The organism is Paeniglutamicibacter sulfureus, from assembly GCF_030512175.1.
GTDB classification, from domain to species: Bacteria; Actinomycetota; Actinomycetes; order Actinomycetales; family Micrococcaceae; genus Paeniglutamicibacter; species Paeniglutamicibacter sulfureus.
The window spans coordinates 1,228,913-1,252,984 of record NZ_JAULBL010000001.1; the positions used below are offsets into that span (position 1 = coordinate 1,228,913).

22 protein-coding genes and 1 riboswitch are annotated in these 24,072 nt (G+C 63.2%); of the genes, 5 read left to right on the forward strand and 17 right to left on the reverse strand.

Annotated elements, in window-relative coordinates; genetic code table 11:
• The gene (locus Q2T94_RS05360) at positions 1-726 is read right to left on the reverse strand and encodes a hypothetical protein (RefSeq protein ID WP_302263168.1); all 726 of its coding nucleotides are present in this window, start codon (positions 724-726) and stop codon (positions 1-3) included.
• Between the two features lie 85 nt (positions 727-811).
• Positions 812-1,480, reverse strand: a complete 669-nt coding sequence (locus tag Q2T94_RS05365) for a DNA alkylation repair protein (RefSeq protein WP_302263169.1) — start codon at positions 1,478-1,480, stop codon at positions 812-814.
• A gap of 181 nt (positions 1,481-1,661) precedes the next feature.
• Between Q2T94_RS05365 and Q2T94_RS05370 the strand changes: the two genes are divergently transcribed.
• Positions 1,662-3,407: a lipase family protein gene (locus Q2T94_RS05370; RefSeq protein ID WP_302263170.1), complete on the forward strand. Its 1,746-nt coding sequence runs from the start codon at positions 1,662-1,664 to the stop codon at positions 3,405-3,407.
• A 33-nt stretch (positions 3,408-3,440) separates the two neighbouring features.
• Here the strand turns inward: Q2T94_RS05370 and Q2T94_RS05375 are convergent, their stop codons facing one another.
• From Q2T94_RS05375 to Q2T94_RS05445, 15 genes are all read right to left on the reverse strand, one after another.
• Positions 3,441-4,844, reverse strand: a complete 1,404-nt coding sequence (locus Q2T94_RS05375; RefSeq protein WP_302263171.1) for a DUF1990 family protein — start codon at positions 4,842-4,844, stop codon at positions 3,441-3,443.
• A gap of 6 nt (positions 4,845-4,850) precedes the next feature.
• Complete coding sequence (locus Q2T94_RS05380) at positions 4,851-5,174, reverse strand: putative quinol monooxygenase (protein WP_264269842.1); 324 nt, start codon at positions 5,172-5,174, stop codon at positions 4,851-4,853.
• A 24-nt stretch (positions 5,175-5,198) separates the two neighbouring features.
• On the reverse strand, positions 5,199-5,585 hold the full coding sequence (locus Q2T94_RS05385) for an MmcQ/YjbR family DNA-binding protein (protein ID WP_367281521.1): 387 nt from the start codon (positions 5,583-5,585) through the stop codon (positions 5,199-5,201).
• Between the two features lie 89 nt (positions 5,586-5,674).
• Positions 5,675-6,103 (reverse strand): CoA-binding protein, encoded by a 429-nt coding sequence (locus Q2T94_RS05390; protein WP_302263172.1) that lies wholly within the window; start codon positions 6,101-6,103, stop codon positions 5,675-5,677.
• A gap of 119 nt (positions 6,104-6,222) precedes the next feature.
• Positions 6,223-7,098, reverse strand: a complete 876-nt coding sequence (locus Q2T94_RS05395; RefSeq protein WP_302263173.1) for a MetQ/NlpA family ABC transporter substrate-binding protein — start codon at positions 7,096-7,098, stop codon at positions 6,223-6,225.
• A gap of 65 nt (positions 7,099-7,163) precedes the next feature.
• Positions 7,164-8,036: a MetQ/NlpA family ABC transporter substrate-binding protein gene (locus Q2T94_RS05400; RefSeq protein ID WP_302263174.1), complete on the reverse strand. Its 873-nt coding sequence runs from the start codon at positions 8,034-8,036 to the stop codon at positions 7,164-7,166.
• Positions 8,037-8,124: 88 nt separating this feature from the next.
• A complete protein-coding gene (locus Q2T94_RS05405; RefSeq protein WP_302263175.1) occupies positions 8,125-9,390 on the reverse strand; it encodes an acyl-CoA dehydrogenase family protein in 1,266 nt (421 codons plus the stop codon).
• A 12-nt stretch (positions 9,391-9,402) separates the two neighbouring features.
• Positions 9,403-10,821 carry an NtaA/DmoA family FMN-dependent monooxygenase gene (locus Q2T94_RS05410; RefSeq protein WP_302263370.1) on the reverse strand — a complete coding sequence of 473 codons (1,419 nt, stop codon included), beginning with the start codon at positions 10,819-10,821 and terminating at the stop codon, positions 9,403-9,405.
• A gap of 48 nt (positions 10,822-10,869) precedes the next feature.
• A complete protein-coding gene (locus Q2T94_RS05415; protein WP_302263176.1) occupies positions 10,870-11,604 on the reverse strand; it encodes a methionine ABC transporter permease in 735 nt (244 codons plus the stop codon).
• Positions 11,597-12,421, reverse strand: coding sequence for a methionine ABC transporter ATP-binding protein (locus tag Q2T94_RS05420; RefSeq protein ID WP_302263177.1), 825 nt, complete (start codon positions 12,419-12,421; stop codon positions 11,597-11,599). Before Q2T94_RS05420 ends, Q2T94_RS05415 begins: the two co-directional genes overlap by 8 nt.
• 104 nt (positions 12,422-12,525) lie before the next feature.
• Positions 12,526-12,620: riboswitch (SAM riboswitch) on the reverse strand.
• Between the two features lie 567 nt (positions 12,621-13,187).
• Positions 13,188-13,958 (reverse strand): SDR family NAD(P)-dependent oxidoreductase, encoded by a 771-nt coding sequence (locus Q2T94_RS05425; protein WP_310289917.1) that lies wholly within the window; start codon positions 13,956-13,958, stop codon positions 13,188-13,190.
• 60 nt (positions 13,959-14,018) lie between these two features.
• Entirely contained in the window at positions 14,019-15,431 is a 1,413-nt protein-coding gene (locus Q2T94_RS05430) for an MFS transporter (RefSeq protein ID WP_302263180.1), read from the reverse strand.
• Between the two features lie 24 nt (positions 15,432-15,455).
• On the reverse strand, positions 15,456-16,685 hold the full coding sequence (locus Q2T94_RS05435) for a M20 family metallopeptidase (RefSeq protein WP_302263181.1): 1,230 nt from the start codon (positions 16,683-16,685) through the stop codon (positions 15,456-15,458).
• 5 nt (positions 16,686-16,690) lie between these two features.
• Positions 16,691-17,926: an aminotransferase-like domain-containing protein gene (locus Q2T94_RS05440; RefSeq protein ID WP_302263182.1), complete on the reverse strand. Its 1,236-nt coding sequence runs from the start codon at positions 17,924-17,926 to the stop codon at positions 16,691-16,693.
• On the reverse strand, positions 17,871-19,136 hold the full coding sequence (locus Q2T94_RS05445) for a M24 family metallopeptidase (RefSeq protein WP_302263183.1): 1,266 nt from the start codon (positions 19,134-19,136) through the stop codon (positions 17,871-17,873). Before Q2T94_RS05445 ends, Q2T94_RS05440 begins: the two co-directional genes overlap by 56 nt.
• Before the next feature lie 159 nt (positions 19,137-19,295).
• Between Q2T94_RS05445 and Q2T94_RS05450 the strand changes: the two genes are divergently transcribed.
• The 4 genes from Q2T94_RS05450 (at position 19,296) to Q2T94_RS05465 (ending at position 24,048) form a co-directional block, all read left to right on the forward strand.
• Positions 19,296-20,192, forward strand: a complete 897-nt coding sequence (locus Q2T94_RS05450; RefSeq protein ID WP_302263184.1) for a LysR family transcriptional regulator — start codon at positions 19,296-19,298, stop codon at positions 20,190-20,192.
• A 32-nt stretch (positions 20,193-20,224) separates the two neighbouring features.
• A complete protein-coding gene (locus Q2T94_RS05455) occupies positions 20,225-21,121 on the forward strand; it encodes a LysR family transcriptional regulator (protein WP_302263185.1) in 897 nt (298 codons plus the stop codon).
• 141 nt (positions 21,122-21,262) lie between these two features.
• The gene (locus Q2T94_RS05460; protein ID WP_302263186.1) at positions 21,263-22,564 is read left to right on the forward strand and encodes an aminotransferase family protein; all 1,302 of its coding nucleotides are present in this window, start codon (positions 21,263-21,265) and stop codon (positions 22,562-22,564) included.
• Positions 22,561-24,048, forward strand: a complete 1,488-nt coding sequence (locus Q2T94_RS05465) for an NAD-dependent succinate-semialdehyde dehydrogenase (RefSeq protein ID WP_302263187.1) — start codon at positions 22,561-22,563, stop codon at positions 24,046-24,048. The genes Q2T94_RS05460 and Q2T94_RS05465 overlap by 4 nt, the downstream gene beginning before the upstream one ends.
• The last annotated feature ends 24 nt before the right edge of the window (positions 24,049-24,072 follow it).

Consider the following 24,072-nt stretch of genomic DNA (forward strand, 5'->3'; position numbering starts at 1 on the left):
TCATTCTACGGCCGCAACCCGCCTCGGGGCCGTGGAGGGGAAGACGAGACTGGTGTCGGCCACGAACACGCCGCGCTGCGGCAGCCAGGCGTCGGCGAGATGCTCCTGGACGGGGAGCGGCTGCGGGATCCCGGCGTCTACTCCGTCGACGGTGGCGACCGAGGCGCGAACCATCCACACCCGCATCGGGCGAGCGCGGAAGGACTGCCCGTTGGGCACGCGCCCGGCCAGCCCCATTCTCCCGGCGCGCAACACCGGTCCCATGACCCTGCCCATGGCGCCGAGCATGGCATCGCTGCGCCACAGCGCGTCGGGCATGGCACCGGCCACCGCACCGAGCATCTTCGTGGCCGGGGTCGAGGCCAGGTCCAGCTGCCAGTCCAGCACTCCGGGAACCGAGACCTCCAGGCGTGCGGGCCCCGTCCAGCGGGCGGATACCGGTGCGAGCACCGTCTCGTCCACGGCCGCCCCGAAGAAGCGGGCGCAACTGGTCTCCGGCGGGGCGTCGGCGTATATGCTCCAGGACCCGCCCGGCCGGCGCAGCCACACCGACCGATAACCGGGGCCGAAGGAACTGCGCGGGAAACGCCGGTAGGCCAGGTAGTGGCCGCTGCTGAAAGGCAGGCCCATGAGCGCATAACCTGCCAGGCGTTCGGCGTCCCCGGGCGGCAGCGTCGCTGCGGTTTCGGCGCGGTGCGCGTAGTGCTGCGGTGTCTTGTCTTTCACGGCGGTCTCCTTGGCTTGTTTTCACAGCCTAGAAATTCCGCGCCCGCGGCGCATGGGGCCGCTGCCCCATGTTTTGGGCGGGCGCTCAGCCTTCCTTGCGGCGAACCATCTCGTTGATCCAGGCCGGCGCGAAGGGCGAGGTGCAGTTCGGCGGCGTCGGGTAGTCCTTGAGCACCTCGAGGCGTTCGCCGATCCGAAGCGCCCGGGCGCGAAGCGCTGGATGTTCGATGCCGATCGTGGCCAGGGCCTGGTTCATGGCCCACTGCAGTCGCTCCGGGGCATCCTTCATCTGCGCCTCGATGACATCCAGCAGCCCCGGCAGGTCAAGGCCCTCGGGCTTCTTCGCGATCCGTTCGCTGGTCAGCGCCCACCCGGCGCTTGCCACCACGGGATCGGCGTCGGCCATCCAGGCGACGCGCAGCTCCTCGGCGTGGGGGCTCTTCTTCACCACGTAGTTCACGAGCCAGTCGTGGACCTTCGGGGCGCCGGCCTCGCGCAGCATGGTGTCCAGCGTGTCGCGGCCGAAGGCCCTGGGCCGGCAGATGAGCAGCGCCAGCAGCCGCGCCGGGGTCTGCCCGGTTGCCCAGAGTTCCACTGCCAGCTCCTGCTGGGTCTTCAGCCGCTTGGCCACGGCCCGCAGCTTGGAGAGGTTCACCCCGTGGTCGTCCCCGCGCTTCTCGTTCACGGCGCGCATTTTCGGGTCCTCGAGCGCCGCCAGCTCTGCCAGCAGCCCGTCCACGGTCGTTTCCGACATCCCAACCTCCAGCTGTTCGTGTGTGTGGCTTCCAGTCTACGAAAGTTGTTCCCCCGACGCGTCCGGGCCGACGCGGCAACTGCGGCGGGCCGATCACCCGTGGCCCAAAACCATGCGGCAGAATGTTTAGGCGGGCAGGCGTGAGGCTTGCCGTTGTCGAGAGGACCTCATGGCCGGTTTCATGCACAGGACCCCGGGGTGGGTGCGCCCCGTTCTGGGCGCTGCCCTGGCGGTCCTCGGGTCCGTCCTTGCGCTGCATTCGGCCGCATCCATCGAGGTGTTCGTGGTCCTGGTCTCCGCCGGGCTGGTGGCGCTGGGCGTTGCCCGGATCGCCGGGGCCCTGGGCCGGGACGGGGACGGAGAGGGAACCTGGCCCTGGCTCGAGGGGGGCAGCGGTGCGCTCCTGGTCGTTGCGGGCATCGCTGCGTTGCTTTGGCGCGGCACCACGCTGCCCGTGCTCGCGGCCTGCGTGGCCGTGCTCCTGCTGGTCACCGGCGCCACGTCCCTCGCCGCGCTGTTCCGCAAAACCCCGGTCCACCGCGCCGCCGCGCTGCTCGGCGGCCTGGCCGCGGTGCTGGCTGGCCTGCTGGTGATGTTCTGGCCCCGGCTGACGCTGTGGGCCTTTGGCGTGGTATTCGGCGGCTGGCTGGTCTTCGCCGGCCTGCACATGCTGGTGGGATTCCTGGCCCGGCGGCGGGGACCCGGGGGTCGCGCCGGGGGCCGGTGGCGGGAGTTCGGCAGGGTGGCGGGTTCCGCGGTGGCGTTGCTGATGGCCGTGGCGATGGTGGCCCTGACCGCGTTCATCCATGCCGGGGACCCGAGGCTGGTGCCCGATGCGTTCTACACCCCGCCCACCGACGTCCCCTCCGAACCCGGCAGGCTGCTGCGCGCCGAGCTGCTGGGTTCCGGGGTCCCGGCCAACGCCGAGGCGTGGCGCATCCTGTATACGACGACGAACCCGGACGGGTCGCCGGCCGTCGCCTCCGGCTCGGTGGTGGTGCCGCGGGACCGCGGCGAGGCGCCGCTGCCGGTGGTTTCGATGGCGCACGGGACCAAGGGCATAGTCCCGCGCTGCGCCCCTTCCCTCTCGCCGCAGCCATTCGAGGACGGTCCCGCCGCGGCACTGCGCGAGCTGGTGTCCCAGGGCTGGGCCGGGGTGATGACCGACTACGTGGGGCTGGGCACCGCCGGCCCGCACCCGTACTTGGTGGGCGAGGCCGAGGGGCGCAACGTGCTCGATGCGCACCGGGCCGCCCGCCGGCTCGAGGGGATCGCGCTGCGCGGGGACGCCGTGATCTGGGGGCATTCCCAGGGCGGGCACGGTGCCCTGTTCAGCGCAGCCATCGCGCGGGACTATGCCCCGGAGATCGGGGTGCTGGGTGTCGCGGCACTGGCCCCGGCCAGCAACCTGGAGGATTTGGCCCTGGGGGTGAAGGACGACGCGGCGGGCAAGGTCGTGTCCTCCTACATTGCCGCCTCCTGGGAGGAGCTTTTCCCCGCGCTCGGCGTCGGTTCCTTGCTGACACCCGGCTACGCCGGAGCGGTCGAACGCATCGGCGAACTCTGCTTTGGCGGCCGCGATGCGCTCTCGGCAATCGTTGGCGGCACGCAGCTCTTCGACGCGGTGCTTCCCGCCTCGGCGCTGCACGGACCGCTGGGCGCGAAGCTGAGGGAAAACTCGGTGGCGATGGACATCGGCTACCCGCTCTTCGTGGGCCAGGGGCTGGCCGACCAGCTGGTGAAACCGGGGATGCAGCGCAACTGGGTTGCCGCGCGCTGCGCGGCGGGGCAGGAGATGGAGTATCGCGAGTATCAGGGACTTGACCACATGCCGCTGGTGCAGGACGACTCCCCGTTGATCCGTGACCTGGTCGCGTGGGCCAATGACAGGCTTCAGGGCCGGGAACCGGTGGACACCTGCCCGTAGCGGGCCGACCGCCCGAAACCCGGGCCGGCTTGCTCAGTTTCCGCCGGCAAGCCTCCGGGCTGCCGCCACGTAGCGGTCCGTGACCATTGACTGGGCGGCCGCGGTCACCGGGGAGCCCAAGCGGTAGATCCCCGGCGAAGGCCGCGAGACGGCCTTGAGCTCCAGGTACACCGCGCCGTCGGGCTCCAGCACGGCGGCGAAGGATTCCTCGCCGGTCTCCGGGTGCCCGGCCAGCGTGCCATAGGCGAAACCGCGCCGAGTGGCGGACTCGATCAGCCGAACAACGCGGCAGGGAGCCTCGATGCGTGCGGCTCCCAGGCCGATTCCGAGCCGGACGCGACTGGCCAATTGGACCATCGGAGTGTCGGCGCGCACGCGCAGTCCCGCACCCTCGTGCAGCTTCCAGGACATGATCCCCGAGGCCAACGCCTCGAAGGCCGCCTGGCCCTGTCCCACGCACTCGCGCACCGCAAGGGTCCGGAATCCCGCGGGTGCCGGGACGGAGTCGGTGATTCCAGCCGCGGGGTAGTCCAGGTCGTTGAGCACTCCGAGGCGGAAAAGCCTGCGGCGTGCGGCCAGTTCCGCCGGGCCGTGCTTGGCCAGGGCCAGGCCCGCCATCCCGAGCGCCGCCTTTCCGCCGAGGCGGGCGGGCAGCGGAATCCCGGCCAGGGTCGGGCGCCGAAGCCCCAGCATCCGCCGGTGGTTTTCGGGCAGGGTGTCAACCACCGCGGCGAAGAGCAACCTGTATCCGGGCAGCACGGCGGGATCCAGCGGCGGGTTCTTCAGGAAGGAGACGACCTCGGCGACCCGGGGACCGCCGGCCAGTTCGCCGCGGGCCTCGTAGCCGGCGATGGCTTCGCGGAGTTCGGCATCGCTGCGCGGAGGGTTGGGCACTCCCATGAGTTCGCCGGCCTTGGCCCACTCGCGCACATAGGCGTCGGCCCCCTGCGGGACGGGGCCGGAAAAGATCTCGTGGCTGCGCAGGAAGGCATCGGCGAAGGCCAGGTGCACCCATGCCGCGAGGCCGGGGTCGTTGGCCGCATACTCGCGTTCTTCCCCGGTGCCGGCGAGGTAGCTCCCGGTGACGGCTTCGTGGCGGCGGGCCACCCAAGCGCAGGCCGCGTCGGCCGCAACGGTGTCGCCGTAGGTGAGGGTGAAGATCCAGCGGATGGTGCCTGCAAGCCTGGCCAGCGGATCCGATTGGTAGTTCGAGTGTTCGGCCACCCCGGCGAGCGCCCCCGGGTGGAGGGCCTGGGTCAGCAGTGCCCGGATGCCGGCGGCGATCGGGCTCATCCCGCCGTGCACCACCCAAACCGCGGAGTCGTGCGGGAAGTACCCCGCATCATCCCCGCGGTCCAGCTCGCGTTCCCACACCGGATCGTAGTGTTCCTGGGCGGAAAAGGTCTGCTGCAGCTTGCGCCGAAGTGGCTCGAACATCTCGGTCTAGCCGATCTGCAATTCGCCCATTTCGCCCCAGGAATCGCCCTCTACCTTGCGTGAGATGATCTTCGGGGTGGCCACCAGGGCCGGGCGCATGGCTTCCAGACCCGCCTTGAAGTGCTCGGAGTTCACGTGTTTGCCGGCGGCATCGTCGTCCAGGAACGCTTCAACGAGCACGAACTCGCTGGGGTCTTCAACGCTGCGGGACCAGTCGAACCAGAGGTTCCCGGGCTCCTTGCGGGTGGCTTCGGTGAACGGGGTCACCAGGTCCATGAATTGGGCGGTGTAGTCGGGCTTGGTCTGGAATTTTACAACGATGAAGTACATGCCATCCAGCCTACCGATTCCGGATCATCCGCGCTCTACGAGGCCCTTCCAGCCCAACGCCGCGCGTTCGGCGGCGGGCAGCGAGGCGACAACCAGGTCGTACGAATCCTCGATCATCGCCAGCATGGTTTCCTCCTCCAGTCCCGGGACCACGGTGTTCCAGTGCTTTTTGTTCATGTGGTAACCGGGGGTGATCTGCTCGTTGGCGGCCCGCAGCTGCTCGGCGAGCGCGGGATCGCACTTGAGGTTCAAGTTCAGCTGCCCGCCGCGGTGCATCAGCAGCCCGAACATCTTGGCGCGGCCGCCCTGCTTCCCGGCAACCTTGAACACCGCCGCGTCCTCACCGAAGGGGAAGTCCTCGAAGGCGCCGGGCATCGACAGCAGCATCCCGCGCCATGATTCGTATTCCACGTTGCCAATCCTAAGCCCGGTGGGCAGGGAATTGCCCGCCTCCCCCGGTGGTTCCCCGCCGTGGCAGGCGTGGGTTGGATCGTGTGGAACTACAGGTAGGGGTACTCAATCTTCGGACAGGTGTCCATAACGACTTCCAAGCCGGCTTCCTTGGCGCGCCTGGCGGCGGCTTCGTCGATGACGCCTAGTTGCAACCACACGGCATCGGCACCCACGGCGATGGCTTGGTCAACAATGTCGCCGACCCTTTGCGAGTTCACGAAACAGTTCACAACGTTGATGTGCCCCGGGATTTCGTCCAATCGCTTGTACCCAACGTTGCCCAGAACGCTTTCGCCGCTCAGGGACACCGGAATGATTTCCATGTCCAGCTGATCCTGCAGGAATCGAGAGACTCCCGGAGCCACACGACTCGGGTTGTTGGTCAGTCCGACCACGGCCCACCGCGCCGGGGTTTGCAGAAGTCGACGAATCACTGCCGGGTCATTGACGTGCCGCTGGCCTTGTTCATTGCTCATGCTCCTAACGCTACCGCGACAGTACGGGGCCCGCACCGTAGGAATATTCTGCGCCCGGATCCAATGTTCGGAATGAATGGAAATCATGCCGAACATTCTGGGAATGGTGCGTGACGGTCTCAGCTATCCCAGGTCTTGCGGTCGGCAACGGGATCGCGGTCCCAAGGAGTTGGGAGCACGCCGTCAATGTACTCCTTAAACCACGTGCGAACCTCATCCGATTGGTAGGCATTTTGCAAGGCCTTGCCTTTCTCAGTTTCGGCGAATCCAGGCTTGGCAGCTACGACGCAGATAAATGGCAGCGCGTCGGCATCCTCTTCAAAGAGCAGCGCATCCTGTGGCGTGAGGCCCAGCTCTGCGCCAAGCCGTACGAATAGGAAGCCTGCGTCAACGTCTGGCAGGGTCTTGGAGAGCGACTGCTGGTCGACTTCCGTGAAGGAAATGCCCTTCGGATTTTCCAAGATGTCATTCTGGGAGAGATGGATCACGCTCTTGTTTTCGTCAACCTTGAGGACCCCTGCCTTGGCCAGCAGCGCCAGTGCACGCCCATTGTTGGCCGGGTCGACGGGAATGGCGATCTTGGCACCCTGTGGCAATTCATCGATGGTCTTGTGCTTCTGGGAATACAGTCCACCGGGCGATCCATACATGTAGAAAGCCGTTTCAACGTCGATGTCCTTATCCTTGGTGAACTGAGCGAGATAAGATGCGTGCTGGAAATAGTTGGCATCGTATTCACCGTTCGCTACGGCAAGGTTCGGCTGGACGATGTCAGTGACATACTTGACCTGAACTTCCCAGCCCTCGGATTCCAGAACCTTCTGGGCAATTTTGGTCGGTTCCTGATAAGGGGCCGATTCGGTGACGATGAGTTTGATGGTCATGTTCTCTGCCCCCGTGGCAGCATTCCCGGTAAGGCCACAGCCTGTCAACACGGCAAGACCGGTTAAGGCGCTTATGCCCAGGGATCCTTTGATAAAGGTGCGTCGTTCCATTGCCAATTCTCCTAACTCTGCCGAGGCCCGCACACCCCAGGTCTGCGTGCTACACGACGGTTTACTTAGACGTTCCAGGCTTTTAGATCCGCTGCGGGATCTCGGTCCCACGGAGTGGGCAACGCACCGTTGAGGTAGCCCTCGAACCACTCACGGACCTCGTCCGAGTGATAAGCCGCTTCAAGCGCCTTACCCTTTTCAGTAGCTGAAAAACCCGGTTTGGCCGCAACAAGATTGATGAACGGAAGTGCGTCCTCTTCCTTTTCAAAGAGAAGGGCATCCTCCGGATTAAGTCCGATCTCTGCGCCGAGGCGAACGAAAAGGAAGCCCGCGTCAACATCCGGCAGAGTCTTGGATAACGACTGCTGATCGACTTCGACAAAATTGAATTTTCGCGGGTTCTCCAAGATGTCGGCCTGTGAAAGGTGAATCAGGTTCTTCCCCTCGGTCAGCTTCAACAGTCCGGCCGTCTGCAAAAGGGCCAGAGCTCGTCCGTTGTTGGACGGATCCACGGGAATCGCGATCTTGGCACCTTCGGGAAGGTCACCGATTTTCTTGTGTTTCGCCGAGTACACACCCGCTGGTGATCCGTACATGTAGAACGCGGTTTCCAGCTCAAGGTTCTTGTCGGTGGTGAATTGCTCAAGATAGGCGGCATGCTGAAAGTAGTTCGCATCGAATTCGCCATTGGCCACGGCGAAGTTCGGCTGGACGATATCGGTGACGTATTTGGCTTCAACCTTCCAGCCTTGGGACTCCAGGATTTTTTGGGCGATTTTAGTCGGTTCCTGCGTTGGGGCCGACTCGGTGACAATCAACTTAATGGTTTTGTTGTTGCCGGTCGCGGCGGTTGAAGCCCCGCCGGTTAGTCCACACGCGGTAAGCGAGGCGAATGCACCGAGACCAAGTGCTCCGGCAAGGAAAGTACGACGCTGCATGATGCTTCTCCTGAAATATTTGCAATGATTTGGTGGCCGATGAAGATCCGACGGTTCTTCATGGGTAATAGTTCTGCTGAGGCGGACGTTATGTGATGGACGGAACCGTCGTCGCATCGCCAATGGCGTTAAGACCCTCCGGGAGGGTTCCGTTGATGAAGTAGTCACCAATCGCTCGGGCACGGAATGCGATTGGATTGTGCGTTGCCACAGTCTGCGCGTTCCGCCAGTGGCGGTCCAATCCCTTTGAGGTGCTGGTAGCCGAGGCTCCCCCGGTTTCGAAGAGTTGCTGCGCAGCGCCGATCGCCAACTCCGGAACAGAGACTTGCGCTTGTTCCACGGCCAATTCAGCCAGATGCCCTTCAAACGTCGTTGGGCGATGACCGTTTTCATCTGGTTCCTGCCCAACAGCCGCATCAATGGCGATATCAAGGGTTCGCGCCGCAGCCAGCACGGTGGCCTCTGCTGTAAACGCTTTCGTGGCGATGCGGCCAACGGTTTCCTGGATCAGGGGATCGTTCCTGAAGGGCAATCCCGATCCGGTGTTGAAGGTGCGGGCCCGTTTGGCGACCGACTGCGCCGCATCATCCCGGGCAGCGCGGGCGATGCCTGCGAGCACCGCCAGCAACACCAATTGGAAGAACGACGCTTCGTGGGTTGCTTCCGCGCCGCTGGCCTCGCGGCCAAATATGTCGACGGCATCCACGTGGACGTTCTCAAAAATAGTGGTGCCCGTGCCGGTCAGCCGTTGGCCAAAACCATCCCAGTCATCGATGACTTTCACGCCGGCTGCCTTGGTTTCAACGACCGCAAACACACGTCCCGGCTTTCCCTGAAGGGCTGCTGAAACGCGCGTGTAGTCGGAAAAAATGGTGCCCGTGGTGTAGAACTTTTCACCGTTTAACACCCACGCCTCATTCTCGTAGGACAGCACCGTGTTGAGCTGGCCGAGCGCATTTCCGCCGCGTTCGGTGGATGCATTTCCAACAGTTTTTCCGGCGGCCGCGAGTTCATACCAACTTCGTCGGATGGGCTCGTCCTGCCACTGCAGGGACTCCACGAAGCCAAAGTGTGATCGATACAAATGGGCAACGTTCGAATCCGCGGCTGCCAGATCAATGAGAAGGCGCGCAAAGGTTTCGATACTGACGCCCGCGCCACCGTACGCCTGGGGTACCCGCAGCGCTCCAAACCCCGCTTCATCCAGCCACGCGACTTGTTTGAATGGGAGGATGCGTTTGAGATCACGTTCCCGGGAGCCTTCGGCAATCCGCGAAAAGAGTTCGGCAAATCGCGCGCGTTGGGTCGAATAATCGGCGGCAACAATTTCGGATGCCTTCAAAGTAATGGTCATGCTGGATGCCTTTCAGGAACTTGCTGTGACCGCGGCGAGATTTTCATTGGCTGCCGAGAATTGGGTGAAGGCTCCGCGGAAAGCGGCTGCCGGGTGTGAGGCCTCGAGCGTCGCTTGTCGCCCAAAGACCTTCTCGCGCAAAGTGCCTGGCGCATATTCGGTTTGGGCAAGGCCGCGGGCTCGCAATTCGGGCACCACACCCTCGATGAAATCCGTGTAGGAGCCAGGCAGAATCTGGTTGATGATGTTGATGCCGTCGGTTCCTGCGTCCTGCCACAGTTCGAGCTGATCAACGATTTGTTCAGGGGTCCCGGAGATCTGCATGGACTTCGCCCGGTACCGGGCGAGATCGGCAATCGTGGGGTTTCCTCCCGGAACCGAAGCGCGAATGGCTTCAAGCACACCCTTTCCGCCCTCTGTATCGATTTCACCAAGTCGGGTGTCCAATGGCCTGCCGCCGAGGTCAATACCGAGCCCTCCGCCTATGTGCGCAACCACGGCGTCCAGGTCGAGATACTCGTCATAGTCAGCTTGCTTGCGCAAGACCTCTGCTTCTGTACTTCCCACTACGAAGGAGAGTCCGGCAAAGATTTTCACATCGGATGCTTCGCGCCCGGCGTCAACTGCCAGTTTCCGAATGACCTCAGAGTTCTTGCGAACGTTTTCGGGGTTCGGCGCGAAAAGGAAGGTGGCTTCCGCGTTGGCGGCCGCGAACGATCTGCCACGTGGAGAACTCCCGGCTTGAAAAAGAAAGGGGGTTCGCTGCGGGCTGGGTGAAGACAAGTGCGGGCCGTCAATTGAGTAGCGTTCTCCCCGATGGTAGATCTTGTTCACCAAGGCCGGATCAGCGTGGATTCCTGCAATTTTGTCGGCCAGCAACGCGCCGTCTTCCCACGAGCCTTCCCACAGCTTGAACGCAGCCTGAACGTATTCTTCGGCCCAGTCATAGCGGTCTGCGTGTTTGGCTAGCCCGTCAGCCCCAAAGTTGCGGTGTGAATTCTCCAGCACGCTTGTCACGATGTTCCAGGCAACTCGACCGCTGCTCAGGTGATCGAGCGTCGAGAGCTGACGTGCCAACTGGAAGGGATCGGACTGGATTACCGAGGACGTGAAGGCCAGGCCGATTTCTTCGGTCACTCCTGCCAGGGCCGAAGCAAGCACTAGCGGGTCATTGGACGGCACCTGCAGTCCGCGCTTGATGTGCGATGCCCAGCCCCCGTCGTGGTCGCCGTAGAGCCCAACAACATCCGCAAGGAAGATTGCATCGAACCTTGCGGCTTCCAGGTCCTTGGCCAGATCCACCCAGAGCTTGAGCTCGTTGAAGCGATGTTGTTGTGCCTCGGGGTGGCGCCATTGGCCACCAAGGATGTGGCTGGTGGTGTTCATCAGGAAGGCGCTCAACAGCAGGCGCGGTCGCCGTGAAGTACTCATGGTTGGGGTCTCTCCAAAAGAAGCAGGTCGGTTCAAGAAGGGCGATGGTTACTGCCGCTTGTCCAGACGGGATGCGATGCGGGTGCCCGAGATCTGCACAATTTGGACCATCAGAATCATCAGCACGATGGCGACGACCATCATGCCTGTTTCATATCGGTAGTAGCCATAACGGATGGCAAAGTCACCGATGCCTCCCCCGCCGACCAGTCCCGCCATTGCCGAATAACTGATGAAACTCACCGTCATGATCGTGATCGAACCAATCAGTGCAGGCTTCCCTTCCACTAGCAACACGTCGCGGACGATCTGGCCGCGGGTCGCACCCATGGCCCGTGCAGCTTCAACGACGCCGCTGCCGAGCTGCGTGAGATTCTGTTCAACGAAGCGTGCAAAGTAGGGAATCGCGTTGATCGTCAGCGGGACAATCACGGCTGCCGTACCGATGGTTGTTCCAACGACGAACCGGGTGAAAGGAATGATCGCGATCAGCAAGATCAGGAACGGAAAGGACCGCATGGTGTTGACGAAACCATCGACAATGCGATGCAGCTTCGGCCGGGGTCGGAGGCCTTGGGGGGCCATTGAATAGAGCCAAATACCCAAGGGCGTTCCCACCAGGATCGCGATGGGGATGGACACGACGAGCATGGCCAAGGTCTGGCCGATTGCCGCGGCAATTTCAGGCCAAAGCTCGATAACGCGGTTGAGGTCGAAGGCCGCTGCACCGCTGCCGTTGGTGGAGGAAGCAGGCACGCTGACGGCCGCAGCAAACTTAGACAAGGGAGGCCTCCTTCAAAGGTGCGCCGAAGCTTGCGGATTCGGTGCCGCGGACCTGGCGCTTGCGGTCCAAGGTGATGTCATCGGAAATGAGGTACCGGCCGATGGCGGTCGCCGGTGTAAACGAGGGATTCCGAAGTGCGCTGATGTCGAATTGTTCGACGACTCGGCCTTCTTCCATGACGGCGACGTTATCGGCGATTGCCTTGACGACGTTCATTTCATGCGTGACGATCACGGTGGTGATTCCCAACTGGGCGTTGATGTCCGAAAGGTACTGCAACACCGACGCAGTGGTCCGCGGATCCACGGCTGATGTCGGCTCGTCGCAAAGCAATACCTTTGGCTCGGTGGCCAGCGCACGGGCAATGGCCACGCGTTGCTTCTGTCCGCCTGACAGCTGTCCCGGATAAGCCTTGGCTTTGTCGGCCAAGTCCACAATTGCCAAGGCTTCGTGGGCGCGGCGGCGGCGTTCTTTCTTGGCTACTCCCGCGAATTTAAGGCTAAGCTCGACATTTTCAACGGCGTTGCGGTTGTTCAGGAGGTTGAAATGTTGGAAGATCATCCCGATCTGATGCCGAGCCCTGCGCAATTCCTCGTCGTTCAGCGACGTAAGGTCCGTACCGTCAACCACCACGCGGCCGTTCGTCGGGCGCTCCAAGAGATTGATATTGCGAAGCAACGTTGATTTGCCCGCACCGGAAAATCCAATGATTCCCTGGATCGAGCCCCGCGGGATTTCCAGCGAGACGTTGTCCACCGCAGTGAAGGGTGCCTCCGCCGGAGGGAAAACTGTTGACACGCCTTGAATGCTGATCATGTCCTACTCCTCTCGGTTCACCCGAGGAACGCCGCGACATGGCAAATCAGTCAAATACGTGCGTAAGAACGAAAGTATTCGGCGGACCGCGCAGAGTTTGGCTATCTCCATCGGTCCTGGCGGTAGCACCGGATCCCAAGGACGGGAGTGGTTGCTGCGGCGTCAACGAGCCAGGTCTCTCAGCCGCTCTGGATGGCGTGTGTTGGCGTTGGTCGATTGCCAACGCCGAACAGTTCAAGTGTGTCGCAGAATCTTCGATCGAACCAAGACTAATCGCACTCCGGTGAAACAAATCGACTCACAGAACGATTTCCGCGCTTGATTTGCTTCATGAACCGTCATAAGTCGGAAAATGAAGCGTCGATCCGCCCTACCTTGCTTCATGATTGCGTCATGTTGAGAATGCGCCCCACGCGCGCGCCCCGGTCTTGCCGAGCCAATTCCAGCCCATAGGTGAACCCTCGTCTGAGCACCACCAAGGTTCGCCACCCGTGGGATTTGCGAAACAACAACCGGTGACCCACTGCTGCGTCACCGGCGGCGACAAAGATTGCGCGACGTCAAAGACACCCGCGGCCGTCACCATGTCCGATCGCTGCAGACCGAATTCCGAGGGCAACCGCGCGGCGACCAACGGGCCAATTTTCGTGGTTACCCCATGGATCGCCAGAGGTATTTACACGATGACCCGCAACCGCCCACAGCAAACCCGCAGGTACCGGGAGCCGCGTGGGCGGAAGGTACCTGCGGGTTCATCGTCGTCGGCTCACTTGGCCAAATAGCCACCATCGACCGGCAACGAAACGCCGGTGACGTAAGTATTGGTGGCACTGGCAAAATAACCCACCGCTTCGGCAACGTCTTCCGGCATCGCCACTCGACCCAGCGGAATCGCTTCGGAGACCGCTCGCTCCGCGGCCATGGGATCCTCGTGTCCGGCCAACCAGTCCTCAAACATCTGGGTACGTGTCATCCCCGGGGCCACGGCATTGACCCTGATGTTGTGCGGTGCAAGTTCCACCGCCGCGGCCCGTGTCAGCGCCAGCATCGCGCCCTTGCTCGCGCTGTAGATCCCCATGGTGGGAACCCCAATGCTTGCCAGCCGCGAGGTCACGTTGATGATCGCGCCGCCACCGGCACCACGCATGACCCGCCCCGCAGCTTGGAGACAGAAAATCGCCGCGAAGGTGTTGATTTCAAAGGTTTCCCGCACCTCCTCCTCCGGGGTGTCGAGTAGGGAATTGATGTGGTCAATGGCCGCATTGTTCACCAGAACATCAAGCCTTCCGGTGCGTTCGAGCACCGTGTCCATCAATGACTGCGCGGCACCCGAAGCGGTCAGTTCAGCCCGCACGAAGAAGCCGGACTCGCCGAGTTCTTCGGCCACCTGCTCTCCGCGTTCCTCATTTCGTCCGGTCACCACGACCTTCATTCCATCTGCCACCAGTCGTCGGGCAATCTCGATTCCGATTCCCGAGGTGGCGCCGGTAACCAGTGCGACGCGTTGGTTTTCTCCCACTGCGCTCTCCTCCTTCACTTCGCTGTTTGTCCTACTTTTTTGCGGGACCGATCAATTCCTGGCCCGGGCGGCTGTCGCTTAGGGGCGTCCCGCCCCCACCAGCCTTTCACCAAGCTTTCGTCGCTGCTGGTCGTCGCTGCCTGGAATGACGTTGCCCCGAAGCGAACGCCCCGCGGTCTCCTTGAAAGTGAGCACCGAAATCAGCCCGATCACGCCCGCAGCCATCAGGTACCACCCCGGTACCAGCGAATTTCCGGTCGCACCGATCAGCGCCTCGTTGGCCACCGCCGCGGTGCCGCCGAAGACGGCCGTGGACAGGTTGTAACCAATGGCGAATCCGGAGTAGCGCACCGAAGTCGGGAACAACGCGGGCAGCGTCGAGGAGATCGTCGAGAGCAGCATGACCAGCAAGAGACCCAGGGTGCCGATGCCAACGATCTGCCCCCACAATCCGGCCGACTGCATCAATTGCACCGCCGGCACCGAAAGCAGCACGAAGCCAATGCTTGCGGTCACCAGCAGCGGTTTACGTCCAATCCGGTCGCTGAGTGCCCCCAACGGCACGATCAATGCGATCATCACCAGCTGGATGAGAACCAGCGTCATGTTGGACTCCACCGAGCCATGTCCCAAGGTCGTCGTCAGGTAACTGGGCATATAGGTCAGCACGAGGTAGAAGGCGACGTTGACCAGCACGATAAAACCGAAGAGCTTGAAGAGCTGACCGGGATACTTGCGCAACAATGTTCCCAGTGCCTGCGGCGCGGTGCTGACTTCGTTGTCCTTGGAACTGTCCTCGGTAAAGGTTTCGGATTCCTCAAGGTGGCGTCGCATCCACAATGCAATCCCCCCAAGCACGAGGGTGAGTGCGAAGGGCAACCGCCACCAGCCAGCCATCATGCCTTCCTCGCCAACCACCAGGGTCAGCCCGGTGCACAGGATCGCCGCCGCGCTGAAGCCGGCCAAAGTGCCGAATTCAAGGAAGGAACCATAGAAGCCACGGCGGTTATCCGGGGCATGTTCGCTCATGAACACCGCGGCTCCGGCGTATTCGCCGCCGGCGGAGAACCCCTGGACCATGCGCAGCAGGACCAGCAAGACCGGAGCCAGGTAGCCGACCTGGTCAAAGGTGGGCAGGGCGGCGATGCACGCGGTGGACACACTGATCATCACAATGGTGAAGATCAAGACCTTCCGTCGGCCAATCCGGTCACCGAGCGGGCCGAGCACCATGCCACCGAGCGGACGGATGAGGAAGGAAATCGCGAAGGTGGAAAAGGCGAGGATTCGAGGCAGGGTTCCCCCTTCTTCACCGAAGGTGAAGAACAGTTGGGAGATGTACACAATCAGGTACCCGTAGATCCCGTAGTCGAACCACTCGATCGCGTTTCCTATTGCCGATCCGGCCACGGACTTCCGGGCCTGCTTCAGTTCTGTCGGGCTGAAATCGGCTTCGAGTCTCAGGGCAGGCGGTTGGGTTTGGCTGGTCATGGTGTGCTCCTTTGGCGGCCTTAATTAATGGGAGGGAGTCGGTGCGTTGTTTGAGGCATGGCGCAGGGCGAACAGTGCATACGCGCGGGCGGCGGTAAGCAGGTCATCGATCTCCACCGATTCGTTTGGCTGATGGGCCTGGGTGTTGATTTCCCCGGGACCGAGGACCAGGGTGGGGACCTGATGGTGCTCGGCCATGTAGCCGCCCTCGCACGAAGCTGTCCAAATGCCGAGCTCACCGGCGCCGGAGACATCGCGGACTGCCTGGCGCATACCGGCGACGACGGCGCTGTCCGCGTCGGTGAGGAACCCGGGCATCTGCATCTGCAGCTGGCCGCGGACGGTGATCTTCTCGCGCCCCGGCATCGAAGCGGTCTGCAGGCGCTCACGGATGCGATCCAGCAGATGTTCAAGGATAAGGTGCGCGTCCTCGCCGGGCAGCAGACGCCGGTCAAGGCTCATTTCGCAGGTGTCGGGCACAATCGAGGTTCCGTGTCCGCCGGCGATGGTTCCGATATTCCATGTTGCGGCCCCAAGCACCGGGTGGGCGGCCGCCGCCAGTCGCTCCGTGTCCTGGCCTATTTCGGCAATGATCTCTGCCGCGGCCTGGATGGCGCTGGCCCCGTCGGCCGGGCGTCCGGCATGGGCGCTCGCCCCGGTAATCTGCAGGCCGAAATTCGCAGCTCCCCGACAGCCGACAATCGCCACCAAGTCGGTGGGTTCGGCGACCACGCAGCCCGTGTACGAGCCAACGGGCTCGGTGGCCACGTAGTGTGCGATGCCGATCGCGTCGGCTTCCTCATCCACGGTGCATACCAAGGACAGCGGCAGCTGCGGATGGTGCGCATGGACAGCGGCCATGGCCGCGATCACCGCGGCCAGGCCACCCTTCATGTCCGTCGCGCCGCGTCCTATGAGCCGCCCCTGCTTCTCTCGTGGCGTGAAGGCATCGGCGTCCCAGCCGTGGCCGGCCGGAACAACGTCGCTGTGACCCAGGAAAAGCAGTCCCCCGCCGGTTCGGTCCCCGCCGAGATGAGCCGTCAGGTTGGCTCGTCCCGGGGCAACCTCGTCGAGGTGCACAATCGCACCGAGCCCGGTGAGCACCCGATCCAGGATGGCCACGGTGGCTGCTTCGGTGCCACCGGGGTTTTCCCCGCCGGCGGCAATCAGCTCTCCGGTCAGTTCGACCAGGCGGGCCCGGTCGATCTCGGCCAGCACGCTGGTCTCCAGCGGCCTCAAGGGTGCGGTAGCCATCCGGTTCACCGCGCGTCCCGGCTGGCCAAAGCCTCTTCCAGCGCGGCGTGCAGCCGTTGCACGCCCTCGGCAATCCGTGCCGGGGTGGAGGTCGCGAAGCACAGGCGCAGTGCGTCGGCAAACGCCCCCGAGTCCGAGAATGCCGGACCGGGAATATATGCGACGCCGTGCGCCAAGGCGATCGGGAAGAGCTTTTCGGAATGGATCGCGGCGTAGCGTCCGCGCAGGGTGAGCCACAGGAAGAACCCGCCCTCGGGATCCGTGGCTTCCACGTCCTGCCCGAAGGCCTCGGCGAGTGCGGCCAGCATCGCCTGCTTGCGTTCCCGGTAGACCTCGCGCAGTGTATTCAAGTGCGCGTCGAGCCGGCCCTCGGAGAGGTAGTCGGCAATCAGCTGTTGCATGGGCCCGTTGGTGCAGGTATCCATGGACTGCTTGGCGTTCACCGCCAGGGCACGCAGCGCCGGATCCATGTCCATCCAGCCCACGCGCAGTCCCGGGGCGAGGACCTTGGAGAAGGTGCGCACCGAGACCACCCGTGGATTGCCCGGGCTGAGTTCGGCGAAGCTTGGCTCTTCGGATCCCTCGAAGCGCAACAGGCCGTAGGGGTCATCATCGATGATGAAGGCGTCCCATTCCTCGGCAAGTTCGAGTAGCTGCATGCGGCGCGCTCCGCTCAGCGTCCGGCCGGAAGGATTTTGGAAGTTCGGGATGGTGTAAATGACCTTGGGGATCTGGCCCGTGGCGGCGACCAGCGCGGGAAGGGCTTCGACTATCAATCCCTGCTCATCCACCGGGGCTTCCAACACGCGGCCCTGGTAGCTCAGTGCCGTGGCGATTCCGTTGGTGTAGGTCGGCGACTCGACAATTACCAGGTCTGACGGGTCAACGAAGAGCTTGAAGGCGATATCCAGGCCCTGCATGCCCCCGGTGGTCACCAGCAGCCGGCTGGGATCCAAGTCCACGCCCCTCCTGGAATGGTAGGCCACGATCTGCTCAATCAGCTCCGGGTTGCCCTCTGTGGCGGCATAGTCGTAGCGGCCTGCCGCCGGATAGGTCGCGAGCCGGGCGAACTCCGCCTCGGGGATCAGTTCGGCATTCGGCGCGCCCATCGCGAACCGGATGATGTCATGCTTCTGGCTTGCCAGCAGCGACGTCGAGGAGTCAATGATCGAGCCCTTTAGCAGGCTAACCCGCGAGGCCAAGCGGGATGTTGGGGATTTGAGCAGTGGTTCGATGGACATGAGGAGTACTCCTTGTATTAATCGTGGTTAGTTCGCGCGGGACGTCCGCGAAGAACTCGAGGCCGGTGGCGGTGACGCGGATGGGTTCGGAAACTTCGAAACCGTACCCATCGAGCCACATCCCGGCGATCAGGTGGAAGGTCATGTTTTCTTGGAGCTCGGTATGTTCCCCGGCCCGGAAGCTGACGGTGCGTTCGCCCCAGTCCGGTGGGAATCCCACGCCGATCGAGTAGCCCAGTCGGGATTCCTTGTCGAAGCCGGCGGCCTTGATGACCCTGGTAAAGCGGTCGGTCACCTCGTGGATCGTGATTCCGGGGCGGACCAGCGAGAAGGCAGATTCGAGACCCTCGATGGTGGCGGCCGCGACTTGTTCCAGCTCCGAGCTGGGTTTGCCGATCACCGCGGTGCGGGCCATCGGTGCGTGATAGCGGCGGTGGACCCCGGCCAATTCAATGGAAATCGGGGAGTCGACCGGCAATGGGTCATCAGTCCAGGTCAGGTGGGGGGTGTCCGCCCCTTCCCCGGTGGGAAGCATCGGGACGATGGAGGCATAGTCTCCCGCAATTCCATCGACACCCCGGGCTTGGGCCGCCATGATCTCCGCGGCAACCTCATTTTGCGGCCGGCCAGGACCCAGGGCCTGCAGAGCGGTGCGCATGACCGTCGAGCAGACCTTCCCTGCAGCGCGCATCAGCTCAATCTCGTACGGGGACTTCACCAGGCGGACCCAGTTGACCAGTTCACGTGATTCCTGCAATTGCCATTCGGGAAGCATCGCGGACAGTGCCATAAACATGCGCACGGAGAAGTAGTGGGCATCGCCTTCAAACCCGACGCGCAGGTTGCGCCCGAATCCGAGATCGCGCAGGTGCTTGGCAATCCAGTCACCGGGATGGATGTCGGGGCGGTGCACGATCTGTTCCGGGTAGCCATGGATGTTTGATTCATCCATGCAGATTGCAGTTCGGTGGGCGCCATGGGCATCCATCTGACGCATGTAGAGGAGGGGAGCTCCCTCCAGGGGAAGCACGAGTATTTGTGCGGTGTAGAACGACCAGGCGTTGTACCCGGTCAAGTAGTACAGGTTCGCTGGATCCGAAACCAGCAAAACATCCAGCGCCTGGTTTGCCATGCGCTGACGAACACGCTGCTGACGCGCCGCATATTCGTCGATTTCGAGGTCGCGGTGACCTACCGGATTGTGCACCATCGTCGCTTTTTGTTCCTAACGGTTTAGCGGGAAATTTTTGCCAGTGACGTAAACAATAGGGGTCGCTATCCCATCAGATAAAGTAGGTAAATCTTGTTCGTACCATTAAGTTGAACTTACGCTTTGGTGGCTCGAATATTCCCTGACCTCGGAGGGGCCATGCTCGATTTCAAAAGACTGACCTTGCTGCGTGAACTAAAGCTGCGCGGGAGCATTGCAGCAACTGCCCGCGTCCTGGGAATCAGCGCTTCGGCGGTCTCCCAGCAATTGGCAAAACTCGAAACCGAGGCCGGCCTGCCCTTGCTGGAACAGGTCGGCCGGAACATCCAGCTGACGCCGGCCGCACGGCAGCTGGTGGCACGCGTCGACGAGGCGGTGACGGTCCTCGAAGGAGCGTCCGCCGAGTTGGAGGCCCGCAGCAGCCGGGTCCAGGGCGTCATTCGCTTCGCCGCCTTCGGGACCTTTGCCCGCACGTATCTCCCGGAAACCTTGCGCCGGCTGAGTCTGGTGTACCCGGACGTGGACGTGGAGTTCACCCAACTTGAGCCGTTCGAGGCCCTGGATGCCCTGGCCAGCCGCCGGGCCGATATTGCGATGGTCGACGAGTTCGTCCATGTTCCCCGGCGAACGGACGAGGGTCTCGTGCGCACCCTGGTCACCCGAGACCGGGTTGACATTTATCTGCCACACCCGATCTCCGATCCAATCGAGCTGGGGGAACTTCACTGGGCGTTCGAACCGCGTGGCACCGACGCCTACCTGTGGACCCAACGCTTCTGCCGCAAACTGGGGTTCGAACCGAAGGTCACCTTCGATTCGCCGGACCCGCGACTGCATTACGAATTGGTCGCCGCCGGGGTTGCCGCGGCGTTCTTGCCGCACATGGTTTTTCACGGCGAGATACCCACCCCTGGCACGATGACCCGATGGGTTCCGGAGGATGCCGAGACGGAGCAAGCATTGTTCCGCGACATCTACGCCGTGGGTCGACGTGGTAGCAATTTGCGACCGGCCGTGAAAAGTTTCCTACAGATCCTCTGCGAGGTCGCCGCCTAGCCCGGCGGCCCGCCTAATCAGGGAAGGACAGAATGCTCGATATACACCGGCTCACCTTGCTCCGCGAGGTCAATCTGCATGGGAGCATGAGCGCCGCCGCCCGCAATCTCTCCTACAGCCACTCGGCGATTTCGCAACAGCTCGCCCAGCTCGAACGTGAGACCGGGGTGCGTTTACTGGAGAAGGTTGGGCGCAATGTCCAGCTAACCACCGCCGGCCTTGAGCTTGTGCGCAACACCGAGGCGATCCTCGCAGCGATCGAACGGGCCGAGTCTGATCTGGCCACTTCGCATCAGCGCGCCCAGGGCACCGTCACCGTGGCGGCCTTTGCCAGTATCAGCCGGTCGGTGCTGCCGACGGCCTTGGTCCTGTTGTCCCACGAGCATCCCAGTCTTCAGGTGAACATCCACCGCTACGAACCCGAGGAAGCGGTCCTGCGCCTGGTCTCCCGCCAGGTGGACGCGGTCATCACCGATTCGTTCCCGGGAACCGCTGCCGGCGGACATGCCGGCCTGCACACCACCGTGTTGGGAACCGATCCGATGCGCGGCTATCTGCCCCTGGGTTTGGATCCGGATGACACCGCGGCCATCGCAGTGGTGCCCTGGGCCATGGAACCACCGGAAAGCGCCGCGGCACACTGGGCATTGCGGGTGTGCCGCGAAGTGGGTTTCGAGCCGCAAGTCGCCCATGTCTCCTCCGACTTGCTCTTCCATTTGCGACTGGTGGAGCGTGGCCTGGCCGCCGCTTTCCTGCCTGACATGCTGATGCGTGAAATGCAAAGCGAGCTGCAGCCCAGCCCCTGGCTACCCGTGGACCAGCACCGCACCATCCTCTTCGTGGCACGCAGCGGCGCTGAGCAGAACCTTGCCTTGAATGCCGTGCGCCAAGCGGTCCTGCAGGCTATGGAACACCCCGAAATAACGTAAGTAAAACTTACAGTAATCCGTTGGTATCATTCGCTTTTCTTTACGGGTACGGCTCTCTAGATTGGAACTACGACGCGATGAACACTCGCCGCGCACGTCCTTTATCTTCAGCCGATCCGCACCGGAAAGGAGCGATTCCGAATGACAGTCACCGACATTTCCCATCCGGCACCCGCCAGCCCCACCCTCCTCGATGGGCCGGCCCTCTGGCCAGCCCAGGCCCACACCCCCACGGTGCTCGGGCGTCAGTTGGTGGTGGAGCGCGGCGCAGGGTCGTGGCTGTACACCACCGACGGACGCCGACTTTTTGACGGCACCGCGGGACTCTGGCACGCCAATGTGGGACATGGCCGCCCCGAGCTGGCCCAAGCGGCCTACGACCAGATGCGCCAGCTGGAAACCTTCCACATCTTCGCGCGCTACGCCAACGACAAGGCGCTGGAACTTGGCGAAGTCCTCGCCGAGATTTCCCCCATCGACCGCGCGAAACTCATCTTGAACTCCGGCGGCTCGGACGCCATCGATGTGGCCTGCAAGTTGGCCCGCCGGCACTGGCAACGCGAGGGCCGCGGATCAAAGAAGATCATTCTCTCGCGTGAATTCGCCTACCACGGGCTCCACGCCTTCGGCACGAGCATCGCGGGACTCGAATTCAACCGCGAAGGCTACGGAAGCGAATCGCTGGTTCCCGAGACCGCCCGCATCTCACTGAACGACCCGGCGCAGGTCGAGGCGCTGATCACCGAGCTCGGCCCGGAAAACATCGCGGCGCTTGTGACCGAGGCCGTGCAGGGCACTGGCGGCGTGAATCCGCCGGCGCCGGGGTACCTCGAAGCCATCTCGCGGTTGTGCAAGGAGCACGACATCCTTTTGATCCTGGATGAAGTCATCACCGGCTTCGGACGAATGGGAACCATGTTCGCGGCCGAATACTACGGCCTCGAACCTGACATGATCACCTTCGCCAAGGGCGTCACCAGCGGCTACGCACCACTGGGCGGGGTCATGGTGGCCCCCCGGTTGTGGGAACCGTTCTACCAGGACTCCCCCAACACCCCGATCTTCCGCCACGGGGCCACCTACGCTGGACATGCGACTGCCTGCGCCGTCGCACTGAAGCACATGGAAATCCTGGAGAGCGAACGGCTCGTGCCGCGGGTGGGCGAACTGGCTGGAGTGCTGGGCAGTGCGCTGGACAACCTCGCCAGCCAGAACCCGCTGGTTGCCCAGGTGCGCTACGCCGGACTGCTCGGCGGCGTGACGCTCAGCGACCAGCTCTCGGCCGAGCAGGTCTGTGACGATCTGGTCGAGCTGGGGTTCATAGGCCGTCCGCTTCGCGGGAACACCATCCAGATCAGCCCCCCATTCATCACCACCGACTCCGAGCTACTGGACTTCGTCGCAGCAATCTCGCAGGCCATCACCGAACGAGGCGCCAAATGAACCTCACCGCCACCGTTGGCACCGAACTGATCGAAGCCGACCCAAAAGCGCTGGCCCTGGCCGACGCAGTCATCGACACCCTGCACCTGCCCTCCGACGGCATCCAGGTTCATGACCCCGCCACCGGCCAGCTCATCGCCCACGTCCCGGACCTGAGCAGCGACGATGCACTGCACGCCGTAGCCTGCGCTGACCAGGCCGGACACGCCTGGGCCGGGCGCACTCCACGCCAACGAGCCGACGCACTGCATGCGTGGTACCAACTGCTGGTGCAGAACACCGAGGAAATCGCGCACCTGATTTCCCGTGAAATGGGCAAGACCCTGGCCGAGTCACGTGGCGAGGTGAAGTATGGAACCGATTTCGTGCGCTGGTACGCCGAGGAAGCTGTTCGTCCCAGCGGTGATTACCGCCCGGCACCGGATGGGGCAGCCGACATCCTCACGCGTCGCTCCCCCGTGGGCCTGGCAGTGCTCATTACCCCGTGGAACTTTCCGTTGGCCATGGCTACCCGCAAGATCGCCCCGGCCTTGGCCGCCGGGTGCCCGGTTGTGGTCAAGCCTGCAACAGCGACGCCGCTGACCACCTACTTCGCGGTGCAGCTCGCGGTGCAGGCCGGCATTCCAGCCGAACTCATCCAGGTGGTCACCACCTCGGATTCCGGGGCCTTCAGCCGCAGCGTGCTCACCGATGAGCGGGTGCGCAAGGTGTCGTTCACCGGTTCGACCCCGGTCGGAAAACAACTGCTGGAACTCGCCGCGAAGAACGTGCTGCGCACCTCCATGGAGCTGGGCGGCAACGCGCCATTGATCGTCTTCGACGATGCGGATCTGGAACGCGCCCTTGAAGGCACCTTTGCCGCCAAACTCCGCAACGGCGGCCAGTCCTGCATCGGCGCCAACCGCATCTATGTCCAGGACGGGATCGCGGATCGGTTCGTCTCCGAGCTCACCGCCCGTTTCGCCCGAGTTCCCGTGGGATCGGGGCTCGGGGCCCACACGGCACTCGGAGCGCTCATTGACCACCGTGCCGTCACGCAGATGCATGCGCTGACCGAGGACGCGCTGGCCCGCGGTGCCGAACTCCTCACCGGCGGCCATGGCTACGATTCGCTCGGAAACTTCTATGCACCCACCGTCTTGGATCGGGTACACCCCGACTCCCGGGTGGTGCGCGAGGAGATCTTCGGTCCGATTGCCGCCATTCAGCGTTTTTCCACCGAAGCGGAGGTGATCTCGTTGGCCAACGACACCGAGTTCGGTCTCGCCGGCTACGTATTCAGCCAGGATCTGGATCGCGCGTTGAACGTCGCGGACCGGCTGCAGACGGGAATTCTCGGCATCAACCAGGGAGTCCCTTCCAACGCCGCAGCGCCCTTTGGCGGAGTCAAACAGTCCGGTTTAGGCCGGGAAGGCGGCGCCGAAGGCCTGGAGGAATACCAGAACGTACGGTTCTACAACATTTCCCGCCGCACCACCGGCTAAATCCCACAATTTGTCTCGCAACAC